This is a genomic window from Paenibacillus sp. Y568 (assembly GCF_059445545.1).
Genome location: NZ_JCAIUM010000008.1, coordinates 119,876 through 134,837 on the forward strand (window position 1 = coordinate 119,876; position 14,962 = coordinate 134,837).

A 14,962-nucleotide genomic window follows, 5' to 3' on the forward strand; every position below is an offset into this window, starting at 1 on the left:
ACTATACAGTTTTGATCTTGGATGCCCATTCTTCTACGTTCCATTCTTTTGTGATCCAGTCTTCATAGAATTCTGGTTCATGGCAGACTAGAACTACCGTCCCTTTAAATTCCTTAAGAGCCTTCTGTAATTCAGCTTTAGCAATGATATCTAAATGGTTCGTAGGTTCATCAAATAGAATCCAGTTCGTTTCACGCATCATTAGCTTACATATACGAACTTTTGCTTGCTCTCCACCACTCAACATACTTAAAGGGCGTGTAATATGATCATTCTTAAGACCCACTCGTGCTAAATGTGATCGCACTTCACTTTGCGTAAGGTCAGAAAATTCATTCCATACGTCTTCAAGAGGCGTGATTTTACCAGCCATTGCTTCCTGCTCGAAGTATGCTGGTTGTAAATACTCACCTAGGTACGTTCTACCACTTATCGTAGGTAACTTACCGAGAATTGTTTTGAGCAATGTAGATTTACCTACACCATTGCACCCAACGATTGCAATCTTATCACCACGTTCAATCACCATACTCATCTTCGGAAGTAGTGCGTGATCATAACCAATCTCGAAATCAATCCCTTCGAACACGGTCTTAGAACTTGCTCTAGCATCTTTGAATTTGAAGGTTGGCTTAGATGCTTCTTCTGGTTTCTCAATTCGTTCCATGCGATCCAGTTGTTTCTCACGGCTCTTCGCTTGTTTGGATGAAGAAGCACGTGCTTTATTTCGAGCGATGAAATCTTCCTGCTTCTTAATCAACTCTTGCTGTCTCTCGTAAGCATCGACATGCTGATTCTTCGTCATATCAGCCATTTCAAGGAACTTCTCATAATTCGCAGTATATCTTGTTAATTTAGAGAATTCCAAATGATAAATGACATTTACGATTTGATTCATGAAATCCGTGTCATGTGAGATCAACATAAAAGCATGTGGATAGTTCTTCAAATACTGTGTCAACCATTCAATATGCTCAACATCCAAGTAGTTGGTAGGCTCATCCAGTAGTAGTACGTTCGGTTTCTCAAGTAATAACTTAGCAAGCAATACCTTCGTCCGCTGCCCACCACTTAATGATGCTACATCCCGATCTAAACCGATAGCAGTAAGACCTAGACCTTGGCTCATTTCTTCAACTTTAACATCAAGCAAATAGAAATCCCCGATATCTAACTGCTCTTGAATATCACCCATTTGCTCTAAGAGAACTTCTAATTCTTCAGGTGTTGCTTCGCCCATCTTGTTAGTAATCTCATTCATTTCCTGCTCAAGTACCAAAAGTGGCAAGAAAGCATCTTTGAGAACATCACGAATCGTTTTTCCTGGTGTTAACTTCGTATGTTGATCCAAATATCCAAAACGAACGCGTGGCGTCCATTCTACTTTCCCTTCATCCTTAAGCAATTTACCCGTAAGAATATTCATCAATGTGGATTTACCAACCCCGTTGGCACCAACAAAACCTACACGTTCCCCTTCTAACAATCGAAAAGAAACATCTTTAAACAATGTACGCCCTCCAAAATTATGGGAAAGACCTTCTACAGTTAATAAACTCATCTCTATTTTCTAACTCCTATCTATTATGAAAATCAATTAATCACGATTAAAAATTACTGTCAAGATTATATTGTAACATAAATAGGAGGTGGGCTACAGCATAAATGTATCCCATATTTGTCGGACCTTACGGAATGATGGTATTATAACAAGCCTTTTCAATATATCCAGCTAGTGCTGCGTCTTTAGCATGATTATATATTTCGTCTGATTGAATTGGAAATGTACACGAACCACGGTAGTAATATTTAATCCCTGTGCTCGGTTCTATTCCTGCATGAATATCCGGAACTTTTACTAATCTACCACCGCCTAATGCATAGTTATTATAAAATTGATCACCTACGGGGATTCCTTGAACGAACGCCATCATCCCAATATCGTTGACGGTATTATTCCATTCTTCTTGTGAGATTGTTGGCAAAGTAAATAAATAGGATATCCCATTTCTTGTTGCGATGTCATTATGTCGCTGAATATACACACTAAGATCATCTTGGATTGTATTCACAATCGCTGTTCTTCTTACTTGTTCAAACAGTTGATTATCCTGAAGTAATGGAATCGTGGTACTGTTCTTTATTTCTTCTTGCCGACCTTGTAACCACTTTCCACTATTGGAATCAAAGGCTTCAACTACTTGATCTAAAGTAAAATGAATACTGTTTCCGTTCCTATCACTATACGAATAAGGTTTCTTCGTAGTCCACATCGGTTTTTGAATAGTAGTTCCTGCACCGTCCTTGTATTCACCCATCGTATAGATGTAATAACCATCATAATCCATCACAACAATGGCAGGTATGTACCACTGTAGAACAGACTGAGCTATTGGATCATCCTCTATGTCCATGTTAATATACATTGTCCGTAAAAAGATGTTTAGAGCTAGCTCTTTATCCGCACGAAACAACTTTGATGAAGTATACCCTGACTCAAGTTCCTGCTGTTCATTCATACTGAGTACTCTTCCACCATCCTGAACAGCCGTTCGTAGAGCCGCGGTATATTTCATTTCTAATATTTGAACTTCTTTTTGATCTTCTACATGTAGTCCATTAATCATGAAGATAGGAAATAAAATACATACAAAGATAATCGATAAATCAGTAATCTTCATTAAGGACCATTCCTCCATAAGGGAAGGCGATTGCAGCACGTTCTCCTGAAAGAGACCCACTGCCATAGAGCAAATCAGACATCACATTCGCTGGAGTATGATTTGAATTGGTGATTGTTACTTTAAAGAAATCACCAACCATCATTTTATATTTCCGAGACTCACTATCTAGTGGTAAAGAGTTATCTGGAAATAGAACATCCGTCAAAGCGGAGTCATAAAAGCCTTCGTACACCACATTAAATGTATCTTGAAATGTATTGGGATCTGCTGCATCCGTATATTCCGGGTGATACTTCTTATGTAAATGTTCCATATGGATGACGTACTCGTTCCCTGTAACATATACATCTCGAATAAACTCATTGTACATGGTAGGTGTTACATATCCCTTCGATCTAACAGCATCCGCAAATTGAGTGACAGCATTCGTGACAATCATCTGGGAAAGATCATCTTGGCGTCTTGCCGCTTCTAGGGTTGGATAAATATATAAGAGCAATAATGCCAAAATAACAGCTACGAATTTAGACACAGCATTGCTCATTAGGGAGTCCCCTTTGGCGCCTTCGTAAATATAAGGGATTGTATATTACCGTTAGCATCTCGTATATATTTCACCAAGTAATTCGATTGCAGGTCAATAACAGCCTGATCTCGAGCAGTCATTACTGGACCATTGAAGGTTGTACTGTCAATTTCAATACGTTGTCCTAATGGTAAGCTTCCCTTAAGGCTATATAACACCTGAGAACCACTATATATTTCTGCTCCCAAGGAACGATAAGTCTCATCTATTGTTCTATCTTGTCCTCTTGTGACCTTACTTACAGCCTGCAAAGCATGATCCATTTGGTTGGACATACTAACAGACAACCAACAAGCACCCACAAATATGAACAAGGATGTGCTTAAATAGATCATACTCTGAGCATTTCCAGACATTCAGGCTGCCTCCTCCATTAATATTGACTAAATATAAGACCCCGAACGACATTCGAACTATCTTTTACAATACTAGCTCTAAATTTACCGCTGGGATTCACATACTCTGCATTTGCTTCATCAATAGTATCGTTAATGTTTCCTTGTCGAGATCCGGGGTTAATCACCGAACCATATTCGCTATTTGTATTTGCCACGGTCATATTAAGTGCATTACCATACCATGCACCGCCCGTAGTTAGGTTTTTACCTGTTTCAATCTTAACTCCAAATTGATCTTTATCCTTAAATTTACGTAGTGCGTTTGTCACCTGTGATCCACTAATGGTAGTTCCATCATATACAGTGAAAGATGCTTGAGATAATTCCGTTTGAATGTCCGAGAAATTATTTTGTGCTGTTTTGGTTGCCTCTTGTGCTGAAATAAACAAAATGACTACAATCGTTATTAATGCAATCGTTAGAAATATACCTGCGGCTACTTTTAATGCTGTTGAAGCGTTATTCATGAACTCCATCTCCTTAAATGTGTTGTATTTGTTCGTAATACATGTTCATTTGCATAAAACTCATACCAATCAGCGGAATAACAAGATACAGAAATATCAAGGCATACATGGGTGCAAAACCGATTATTCTTCCCCATCCTGCTTTCGTATCAATTATTTTCTCGTATTCTTGTTTACGCTGCTCGAAATAGAATGACATTTCACTCTCCAGATCATCAAACGCTTGAGCAATTGGGATTTTCTCTACGGCTAAGAGAAGCTTGTCTACAATACGTTGAAACTCTGCAAATAAAATGTCTTCCTTCAGTACATACAACGCCTTCTCTGCACCATGATCATAATGGAGAATACATCTTTGCAACGGGATTTTGAAGATCATAGAGAACCTTTCCATCCATTCCAACATCCCTTCCACGGACATGCGATCCATATCACGTAACATCGATAGAACGGTATGGAATTGATAGACTTCATGCTTCATATCCATCGTTCGTACTTTCTTTTGAAAATAAAGTAACCATAGCGGGAACTGGTACCCTATAATGCCTAGTAACACAGCCAATAAACATTCCCACCATTTCAGATATTCGGAATTATACTGTTGTAACTTGTCCAATATCCGTTGAACGTTGGTCACCAGATCCTCACTACTCGTTGCTTTATCCGCCTGTCCCTCCACTATTAACGCCACTTGATCATAGTTTGCTATAGCAGACATACCAACCTGCTCCATCACTTGCCGATCCTTAGTCGCTAATTGGTTACCCTCGTACTCCTGTTCTACTGACAACTGACCAAAGAACGCATTTGTGGAGACAGGATCTTCTAAAATATGTTCTCTTTCAGAATAGTGTAGGAACAACACTGTGGTTAAAGTAATCAAAAAGCTAAGAACAAAAAACATCATTCGGCGAATATAGAACCATTCCACCTTTAAATGGCTGTTCGTATCTTTAAGTAGCTTGATAACGGTATAGTAGGGTCTAGTTTGTGGTTTAGGCCCTATCAGAACAGCCATCCATCTGATCCAGCCGAAGGAATTTATGATTTGTTCCCATGATTTATGTTCTTTCCCAGCCCGGTATACAGTCTCATCGTTATGTTGTAACTTCTGAAGAATCATATACGCTAGAATAATGATGACAAATATCGAAATCTTAGTAATGTATCCTAGCTTACTCATGTAGAATTGATCCATGGCTGGAAAACTATTTCGTGCCCAACGTTCAATAGGCTTTGTAAAGAAAATAGGAGCCAGCGCAATTACATTAAGACCTTTCAATAAATAATCAAGTTTGTCTCTTCTCAGAATTTCGAGATGAATCTCCTTACTGAGACTGCTAAGTCCTTGAAGATAAATGGACCCGTGCTCTTTCACCTTGTCTCCAAATTCCATAATCATGTAAGAGATCCCCGCAAACGCCTTAATAAAACGATTGGGTGCCGCTTCGTAATATTTCTCAAGCTCCTCGTTTGGATTCTTAGAAGTAAGTGCTTCATAAATTTTACGAGTATGTAAGGCTACCTCATAACCAGCAGTTTCTGCAGCTTCATACAACGCTTCTTCTACCATGCCATGTTGATGATAGCGATGACGAACATCAGAGAAGAGGTCCACCATCTGTGATAAAAATCTTCGTTCTAAGGCGTTAACATACATATCTACAATAAAACTGTTCATCACGATTGCCGCAATAATGACTGACAAAAGAAAACTTAAACTCTGATTAATAGTTAACAACATGATTACTGAACAGCCAATACTTCCAAGTACAGCGTAAGTCATCTTCATGCATTCATGACGTAAATGAAACTCATCGTAGGCATGGACGCCAGATAGCCTTTTTCGCATTCGTCTTATATAGCTTGATAAGAGCGGAAGCTTCATTCCTCTTGTATAAGATAATTGTAAGAAGGAATGATACCTCTCCTTGAACTTGAATTTATGAGTAAGTTCGTTACCATAAAGGACCGTTTGTTCGGCATTCTGTTCTCTACTCTTCATCCAAGCTAGAAAACCATATGTCATACAGAACATGACCAAGGTTATAATCAGGATTGTTGTTAATACAAAGTTAGCCGACATCACATTCACCCCAGTAATTCTTAGTGAATCTCTCGAAGGACATGGCATCTTCAGGGCTCATTTGCTCAACCATCTCATGGTAATTATGTTCAGAGATCGGATGCACGGCTACATATCCTCCATCACGATATTCAATGACATTACGTGAAGTAAAAGCGGTCCTATCTCCTACTCTTCGGTAGTACTCATTACTTAATTTCATGAACTGACCTACCATTTGTTTCATTGACCCATCACTCTCTGCCCAAGGCGGAAATGGTGGTTCTTCTCGAGGAATACATTCTGTAATTCGTTCAATATATCGATTACCATATGGATCCCGCTTCATATGAATATCGAAATTAATAACATGCACAACTTGCTGTTCTGCTATGGCTTCATTGTGAAACACCCCGCTTTTGAGAAGTGAGTTACGCAACGAATGAATCAAATCTCTAAACGTTTTGGCATGATGCGTAAATACGGTGAACAAACTTGCTACTTGCGACATTTGGATCATCCACGAAGCGACTTCATCACTTGCCACTTCACCAAGAATATTGACGGTTCCATCTGTTTTCTTCTGTAGATCCAGACCTGCTTGTCCCGATATATGCTCTGTCTCTCGAAAGCTTAATATGTTACGCCTACTATAAATTTTACGTAGATGGAGTTCAAATGCCATTTCCTGTACCCGTAGCGTATATGAAGCATAAATATATTGAACCATGGCCATTAACAGCGTTGTTTTACCTGAACCTTGGGCGCCAGTTACAGCTGTAATTCGACTACCTTTCATCAAATAAGATACAATTCCGATCGGCAGCTCTGCATTCTCTCCAACAATAAGTTGTTCTAAGGTTGCGTTGGGAACATCAAACTTCCGTACAAAGAAAGCCCATGATTCCGAGAATGGTGGTCTTACGACAACGACACGTGAGCCATCCTTCATTTCGTTAACTTTGTAACTTACCGCCTCTGACAATTGTCCAGGATAGTTGTATTTGTAAATGTTCTGACATACACGCTTCAACTCAAGCTCTGATCCAAAAGAAAGAAAGGCCATATGAATAGACTTTCCTTTATAAAATACCCACACACTTTCAATAGCTTTAGTCGGCATTTCACTTCGATCACTCATCTGGGATGTATACCAATCCAACTCAGAATCATAGTCCGTAACTCCATTAACGCCGCCACTTATGCCATCAATCCGCTGATCACGTAACTCATCTACTACGGAGAACCCCTTATATTCCTGATAGATACGTTGTGCAACGATGTCTACCTTCTCCTCGAATGACAACAACCGATACTCCGTGGAAAAAATACGAGAAATATCTTCTGCAACAATCGCATAGACAGGTTCATCTCCATAGTGAGGAAGGATCCTAGGTTCATCCAATTTATAACGCTTAAATAATTGAGATAATGCATCTTGATGAAATTGTTGTCCATATAAATAAAGAATGATTTCGAATTGATCTTGTGAACTTAATAAATGAATCTGCTCAAACGGAATAGCACCGTCAATATTGGTCTCGCTTAATCCGTAGCTCTTGATTAATAAATCACTCATAAATTGTTTTACATACTGCTTGTCATACAAGTCACCTGAGATACATCCCTTAAGTGCTTTCCGGAGTTCACTACGTTTGTTCAATCTACGTCTATATTCTTCTTCGTGAAGACCTAGATCTGACAACTGACTGTGCGTTAATTCATGTAGAGTCGCCTTAACAAATTCCGTCATTGATTCAATACTATAATGTTCATGGCCAGATGTAATTTGCGGCATGGGTCTACGAAGTTCTAGAAATTTAATATAAAGAAACAATGTAGCAAATAGTGTGATCAGACCTATTATAATGGCGTTTATAGTCGTTCCGAAGAGCATTTAAGCGCCCCTCTCCATCATTTTGATAGAAGAACTTAGGTTAAGCTGGTCCATAATATCCTTTGCCAAAGACCGAATACTCTCATAAAAAGGTGCCGCAGATTGATGACTATTCATATGTCGACTTCTATGTATAAACGGCAATACGGCCTGCATATTCCATGCATCTAGAAAGTCAGTCGAATAAGGAATCCCATGAATGGAACCTTTGAACTTAAATCTTCTCTTCATATTCTGTAATGTACAGTGAGAGTCACGGTCATATCTACCCACCACGATGATATATGGCTTATTATGAAGAGCTTCGGGCAGCTTTCCTCCTGAGAAAAAAGCTTCAAGTGCTTTAATGTTCTGTGTTAGACTGACGACGATTAGATCTGCATTATTAAGAAGCGCTCCATCTCCTTTGTTATCTAGATCTTCATTTCCACATCCAGCATCCATGAGTACTAGATCATAATATTCGTTAGCACATGAGAGGATCGACGGTAACAATGAAGGTCTATATCCCGGAAGTGTACCTTCCTTCTTTGCATTTCCAGTAACAAAGTCGAATCTTTCAGGCATTAACGGTATCGTGTAATCGCGGATATTCTCTTTATTTAGACGTCGGTTCAGACATAACCGTTCCAAAGCATCCATGCCACAATCATTAAATGAAACAAACGATTGATCTAATGCAACTTGGCCTGACTGAAATGCTCCCTCCACTCTCTCACCTACTGCTCCACCATGTCCGAGCAACATACGAACTCGATATTCCAACCCAATCATAGATGCGACAGAAATGGTATGTGCGGTGCTTCCACTTCCTCCTTGTAAAGGACTCCAAAATGCAACTGTGCTCATGCTTTTCTCCTTTCTGCTTTGTGTAGCGCACGCTTAATTTGTTTATGTTCAATCTCAGTAAGCTGTTCTACTAATGTACACAACATCCGTTTGTATCGCCTAGATAGTGGTTTGAGCCGCAGTTGACGTAAATGCTCATTCTCGATCCTTAACGCAACATCCAGCTCATCCCAAGGAATAATCGTAGACTCATTCACCCAGGTTACAGGCCATTTATCCACGGAACTATCCATAAAGGAACGATCTAATAAACAATCCACTGTTCGTAAATATATGAGTTGAAATGGGAGCCCTTTGAGCTCTGGGTGTTGGTGTATCCAATCGTTCATCCATTCTGCTCCTCTATGCAATGACCAAACCCCATACTCCATCGTCCATATCCTTGCATCTGCTCCTAACCAAATATTCACTGAACAGAACGATTCAATTTCAATGTCGTAGATAACATAATCATATTTATCTATTCCTTCTCCTTCATTTTGTAAATGCCTCTCCAGATCCATATGTGAAGTAAACCCGCATGCTACATCAAAATTAATAAACTCAGTAATAGCCAACGGACAATCCAATTGTCCAATATATAATGGATATTTATGTGTCAATGTAGCATCTACTAATAGAACTCTCTTATTGGTAGATGCTAGAATCATGCTCAGATAGAGTAGCAAATCACTTTTATCATGAATACCGGCAAACATCCAAGTCTTCAATCGTGTGTGTCTCCTTTCTCTTCATTACGGTGAAGGGTTATCTTGCGCATCTGAGAATATTTCTTCTGCGGGGGAATTCTGTGCTAAAATATCATTTTTCATTTCATTATCCGTGTTGGTAATAGTTGTGTTCTCCTCATTCATTTCTAATGATGTTGGTACTTCGGAAGAGTTAGAGGCATAATTATTCATTGTTTCTATAGTGCCTGTTCCAGTAACCAATGACATTCGTTCTAGATCGGCTTCTAAAGATAATCGAATGGATTCTGATAAATGCAGCTCTGCTTTGTTCACGATGTTGGGATCCTTAGCTATTAGTTTCTGAACTTCTTTATTTATAGGGTAAGTTGGGATAGCCTCATCTTGCATTTGTGGTTCAACATACGTTAAAGCATATAATGTAGCCTTATGCAGGTAGGCATCCACCATGGCGCTTGAGAACGTTAAGATTTCTTGTTCATTAAGTCTGATCCACATCGTTGGACTTAACAAATTATCAATTTTTTTCTTCGACAGAACGATGTAGTCTTGGCCTGTTGGAAATTGAATACGTACATCTACCACCTCGTCAATCTTAAGGTTCGTAGGAAGGTTAATAACGTTAATCTCTCTATTTCTCAAATCGGGAGAGGTCACTGCACCTTCAAAGAACATCGCCTTGGTCAAGGGTGTTCCTTTTCGGAGTTCAATTTTACTACTAGATCCTACAATGTCCTCATTGTTCGCAATTAAGTTCTCTGGAGAGGCCATGGGTGGTAATTTCACTGAGACCAGATCCTTCTGTTGTATCATCTGTCCTGCTGCAATATCACTTGAAGTTACATATCCACTAACCATGGATTGTTCCTGTTTATCTTGTTCATCCTTCATGACCTGAACCTTTTGTTCATACTCTAATCTCAAGTTTAATTGCTGCTTATTGGTGTCTCTGATGTTGTATATCACGTACCCTGCAAACATAATTCCCACAATAGCAGCCCCTGCAAGTCCAGAATAGATCAGGTTCTTACTACGCTGCCGGATCTTAGACATCGTCTTTCTCCCTTCTAGAAGTCATTCTCAATGCTATCCTAATCCGAATCGAAACCTTTTTCGTTTCACTAAGCCAGGTACAATGCCTTGAAATAGTTGATCCATCACTTTTTCCGTCTGATCACATCGATCAAAAGGATCCACATGTACAGGTAAGCTGTAGACTTTAGTAGTATTCATCTGTTTACGAAGACGTTGCACGGCATCCGGAGCTGCAAGAGGTAAACAATATACCCATTTGTTCTGAGGATATCTCCCAAGACTGTGTATGACATCATTCATATCCTGCATGCGCCATTCCGAACCCCAACCAACAAGAATTGGAACATCAGCCCTCAGAAACTCTTCCAATCGGTCGTTATCACGGTATGAACCCAAATCCATAACTACAAAACTGTAACTCCCCCCAAGTAATGCGATCACATTAGCTCTTGCAGTCTGTCGGTAATAATCTACATCCTCTACCGAGAATCGTCGCTCTTGTTGCTTCGTAACACTCGTTCTCCCTTCGATCACCTCCTGAATTCTAGTAAATGAAGAAGCGTTCATATTCATTTCAACGATGGCAACCTTGCTAAAAGTTCTAGCTAAATAATGTGCGATACAAATAGCTGTGTGTGTAGTACCAGCACCTGAACCGACGCCCATAACAGCAATCACTCGAGTTCCTATTTGTTCTGTAACTCTAGTCTGAGAAGAATGACTTACAGGTTGGTTATTTCTCATCCATACCTTGCTTACATCCTGTGCTGATTGATATCGATCATCTGGTGATTGTTGTAAGCATTTACGTATTACAGATATCATCTCTTTTGGGAAATCACTACGAACCTTAGATTCTATCCCATCCGTCCATTCGCTGGCCGTTCCTCCTGTGACTAGATATAAGAGTAAGGCCCCTAAGCCATATAAGTCCGATCGCGCATCACTCTGACCACTACCATATTGCTCGGGAGCTGCAAACCCGACTGTCCCAAGTTTCACCGTATCTTGATCCTTCTCTTGGTTGTAGTTACGTGCGATTCCAAAGTCTATTAATCGGACTTCTAGTTGGGATGTCAGCATGATATTGGATGGCTTAAGATCGCGAAAAATGATAGGAGGATCATGTTTATGTAGATAATCAAGTACATCTAGTACTTGTTCTGCAAGGGTAATGATAAAATCGCAACTTACTTTTCTATTATGACTACTGAAATACTTCTCCAATGTAACTCCTTGGATATAATCCATGACTAAATAGGCATGATCTCCTCCATGGGGTGGAAAAAAGTCTACAATCCGTGGAAGTCTTGGATGACTTAGTGTAATTAGAAGCTCCGCTTCATCCTCGATGTTGATTAGTTGCTGTGGAAAAGAAAAACACTCTTTTACAGCCCACTGTTTACCTAACAACTTCAGATCATCGGCCAAATAAACATGACTCATTCCTCCAGAACCTATCACATGATGGATCATGTATCTTCCACCAATGATATGCCCCTTTTGAAGGAAAGACCGTTGATTCATTATTTCACCTCCATGTAGCAACAAAAAAAAGGAAAGTATCCAGAAAAGTGAAGAAGCGGATTGAACCGACATTCTTCGAACTCTTCGGGATACTTTCCCTAATATTGTTCTTTGGTTAATTTTGGAATTATCATAAATCATTACAAAGACACTTGTAAAGGTTTATTTTTGAAAAGTACGAGTAAATCGGATAAAAGTCATCAAATCAACGAATTCAACGCATTAATATTTAATCATATGAAGCGTTATCTCGTCCCGATTATGGAAGAGCTGCTTAGCATATTGTAATTGCATCTGATCTTCTTCAAATGATGCGATCACATCCTTGATCAATGCCATCGGCTTCTTATGCATAAGCTTAACTGTAACTATAGCTGTACCTCCAGGGGACAAACTATACAATAAATCTTTGACCAGTTTAACCATTTGCTTAGGACTCCAGCTCATATCGCATACAATTAGATCAAATTGATTATCACGGAATTTAACTACTGAAGCATTCTTACGCATAATTTTTAATTGAGAGTTATTCACTAATGAATCATGCATCTTCGCTGGATCAACCGCAGTCACATGAATTCCACGTTCAAGTAAGAACGATGTCCATCCCCCCGGTGCAGCACCTATATCAAGAGCATGGCGAAAAGCAGTGAAATCAATACCGAAGGATTTCTCCGCCTCTAGTAACTTAAATTTAGCTCGAGAAATCTGACCTTCTTCCCGTTGGAAACGAACAGCACCACCATTCCAATCCGAAAGATTATCCTTAGGCAGAGATATGCCCGCATAAATATGGTCGGATGATACAAACACAGACAGAATCCATTTCGCATCTTGAACCGTGAATTCCGCGTGTAGGTCTGCCAAATCTACAAGTAGTTGTTCTCTAAGTGCACCCGCACTTTGTTCACTTAGGCTCTTTTCGGATTTACGTACTTGAAGTGAAACACTCGCTCCCTGTAGTACATCTTGACGCAGTAGAACTTCCTTCAACTCAGATAATCCTTCATTCAATTGATCAGCCGCAATCTCAAAATCTACAGGTTGAATGTGTCGAACAAAGATAGGTGCTTGTTGCGCAATCATATTCGCCACTTCGTCCCATGAATATGCCACGCTTACCAAAAACACCTCACCGGAGATGAGAACCGTACTTTTGACACTTCCGAACAAGCGTCGCAATTCCTCTTGGGCAAATGGCGCGAACCCATGATTTGCGGTACAAATAAACTGTGATTGTCGTTGTTCTTGTTGCTCTTGTTGTTGTTGTTCTTCTTCACTAATATTTACTTTAATATCATCCAATTCGGATTAACCTCCAGAAGTTACCTTGATCCAGGGACGTCCACCGTCCCATTCCAGTTCCACTGGAATCTCATAGGTACGCATAATCATTTCTTTATTTAGAACTTGTTCTTTAGGTCCCGCTCCAGCCAGCTTACCATCTTTAATGAGTGCAACATGGGTAAAGAGTGGAACAATTTCTTCTACATGATGGGTAACATAAACAACTGTTATATCTCTCTTGCGCAAACGATCTACTTCAACTAACATTTTTTCCCGTTCAAATAGATCTAGACCTGCACAAGGCTCGTCCATAATAAGAAGTTTAGGATTTGCCATTAAACAACGAGCCAGTAATACCTTTTTACGTTCACCTTGAGATAATGTACCTAATGAATGCTCTGACAATCGCGCCATGTTCATCTCTTCTAATAAACGATATGCATTCTCTTTTACCTCTTGCGGAATGACTTCATAGAAGCGCAAGTATGCATACGCACCTGTTGCTACAACTTCCCACACCGTATCTGTCGCGGTAAATCGATCTAATAGTGAAGGACTGATATACCCAATGCTTTTGCGTATTTCTCGAATATCGCATTGTCCATATACATTCCCCATTACTTCAACTCGACCCCTACTTGGAAATAAATAACCCGTCATCATTTCCAGAAGAGTTGTCTTCCCAGAACCATTTCGACCTAAGATCGCCCAGTTCTCGCCACTCTTAATCTCAAGCGATACATCATCCAGTATAATATCATTCTCTCTTTGAAGAGTAATATGTTGCATGGATATCATTACATCACACTCCTAATAGCTTCTAACAACTCCTCCACAGATCCCATACGATAGCGAATACTAGGTGGGTGTTTACGATTCGCGTCCATTAGCAAGAGAGCAGGTACACTTCGAATTTGATACTCCTGAGCGATCTGAGGCATCATGTTAACATCCGCCGCCGATAGTATATCCTCAGGAAGTAAGTGCTCCGTAATCTCTAACATCCGTCGAGCAACCTTGCATGTTCCACATAGTGGTGTATACAGAAACACAGCTATCGGTCTACCCTTCTCATTCATTTGGGTACGTAACTCTTGTTCATTAAGAGTCAACATGTAGATCAGAATCCTTTGCAATACGGAGTAATACCTTATCACTCATCGGTCCATTGTGGAGAATCATCCCCGCAGGTTTATGCTCATATAACATCTGATACATCTCCTGTTTCCCTGACAGACTAGAAGTATGGAGATACACTTCGCGTGGATACAAACCTTCTCGAATGAGCGCAGCCACTACATCTCCACCACACATGTTACTATCGAAGCCAAGCTCGTAATCTAGAGATAAAATATCTACTTCACATTCACGAAGCATCATTAAACATTCTTCTCCATTGCGTGCTAAGGAGAATCCTTTAGGACAGCGACGATAGTCATCTAAATACAAATGAATCACAGTCATCATCCTTTTCAATA

The 14,962-nt window shown here is 39.8% G+C and carries 15 protein-coding genes; all 15 read right to left on the reverse strand.

What is annotated here, in order from left to right; translation table 11 throughout:
- Position 1: 1 nt before the first annotated feature.
- Complete coding sequence (locus AC1D7X_RS13175) at positions 2–1,561, reverse strand: ABC-F family ATP-binding cassette domain-containing protein (RefSeq protein WP_495475391.1); 1,560 nt, start codon at positions 1,559–1,561, stop codon at positions 2–4.
- A 127-nt stretch (positions 1,562–1,688) separates the two neighbouring features.
- Positions 1,689–2,681: a hypothetical protein gene (locus AC1D7X_RS13180; RefSeq protein WP_495457243.1), complete on the reverse strand. Its 993-nt coding sequence runs from the start codon at positions 2,679–2,681 to the stop codon at positions 1,689–1,691.
- Positions 2,668–3,228 (reverse strand): hypothetical protein, encoded by a 561-nt coding sequence (locus AC1D7X_RS13185; protein ID WP_495475392.1) that lies wholly within the window; start codon positions 3,226–3,228, stop codon positions 2,668–2,670. The genes AC1D7X_RS13180 and AC1D7X_RS13185 overlap by 14 nt, the downstream gene beginning before the upstream one ends.
- Positions 3,228–3,626, reverse strand: coding sequence for a hypothetical protein (locus AC1D7X_RS13190; RefSeq protein WP_495457245.1), 399 nt, complete (start codon positions 3,624–3,626; stop codon positions 3,228–3,230). The genes AC1D7X_RS13185 and AC1D7X_RS13190 overlap by 1 nt, the downstream gene beginning before the upstream one ends.
- Before the next feature lie 17 nt (positions 3,627–3,643).
- Positions 3,644–4,135 carry an ABC transporter permease gene (locus tag AC1D7X_RS13195; protein WP_495457246.1) on the reverse strand — a complete coding sequence of 164 codons (492 nt, stop codon included), beginning with the start codon at positions 4,133–4,135 and terminating at the stop codon, positions 3,644–3,646.
- A gap of 13 nt (positions 4,136–4,148) precedes the next feature.
- On the reverse strand, positions 4,149–6,221 hold the full coding sequence (locus AC1D7X_RS13200) for a hypothetical protein (RefSeq protein ID WP_495475393.1): 2,073 nt from the start codon (positions 6,219–6,221) through the stop codon (positions 4,149–4,151).
- Complete coding sequence (locus AC1D7X_RS13205) at positions 6,211–8,097, reverse strand: pilus assembly protein CpaF (protein WP_495457248.1); 1,887 nt, start codon at positions 8,095–8,097, stop codon at positions 6,211–6,213. Before AC1D7X_RS13205 ends, AC1D7X_RS13200 begins: the two co-directional genes overlap by 11 nt.
- A complete protein-coding gene (locus AC1D7X_RS13210) occupies positions 8,098–8,946 on the reverse strand; it encodes a hypothetical protein (protein ID WP_495457249.1) in 849 nt (282 codons plus the stop codon).
- The gene (locus AC1D7X_RS13215) at positions 8,943–9,656 is read right to left on the reverse strand and encodes a hypothetical protein (RefSeq protein ID WP_495475394.1); all 714 of its coding nucleotides are present in this window, start codon (positions 9,654–9,656) and stop codon (positions 8,943–8,945) included. The genes AC1D7X_RS13210 and AC1D7X_RS13215 overlap by 4 nt, the downstream gene beginning before the upstream one ends.
- A 24-nt stretch (positions 9,657–9,680) precedes the next feature.
- A complete protein-coding gene (locus AC1D7X_RS13220) occupies positions 9,681–10,688 on the reverse strand; it encodes an SAF domain-containing protein (RefSeq protein WP_495475395.1) in 1,008 nt (335 codons plus the stop codon).
- A 33-nt stretch (positions 10,689–10,721) separates the two neighbouring features.
- Positions 10,722–12,197: a serine/threonine protein kinase gene (locus AC1D7X_RS13225; protein ID WP_495475396.1), complete on the reverse strand. Its 1,476-nt coding sequence runs from the start codon at positions 12,195–12,197 to the stop codon at positions 10,722–10,724.
- 222 nt (positions 12,198–12,419) lie between these two features.
- On the reverse strand, positions 12,420–13,493 hold the full coding sequence (locus AC1D7X_RS13230) for an SAM-dependent methyltransferase (RefSeq protein WP_495457346.1): 1,074 nt from the start codon (positions 13,491–13,493) through the stop codon (positions 12,420–12,422).
- A 15-nt stretch (positions 13,494–13,508) separates the two neighbouring features.
- A complete protein-coding gene (locus AC1D7X_RS13235; protein ID WP_495457253.1) occupies positions 13,509–14,282 on the reverse strand; it encodes an ABC transporter ATP-binding protein in 774 nt (257 codons plus the stop codon).
- Positions 14,282–14,599 carry a thioredoxin family protein gene (locus tag AC1D7X_RS13240; protein WP_495457254.1) on the reverse strand — a complete coding sequence of 106 codons (318 nt, stop codon included), beginning with the start codon at positions 14,597–14,599 and terminating at the stop codon, positions 14,282–14,284. The genes AC1D7X_RS13235 and AC1D7X_RS13240 overlap by 1 nt, the downstream gene beginning before the upstream one ends.
- Positions 14,586–14,942, reverse strand: coding sequence for a cyclic-phosphate processing receiver domain-containing protein (locus AC1D7X_RS13245; RefSeq protein WP_495457347.1), 357 nt, complete (start codon positions 14,940–14,942; stop codon positions 14,586–14,588). Before AC1D7X_RS13245 ends, AC1D7X_RS13240 begins: the two co-directional genes overlap by 14 nt.
- Positions 14,943–14,962: the final 20 nt, after the last annotated feature.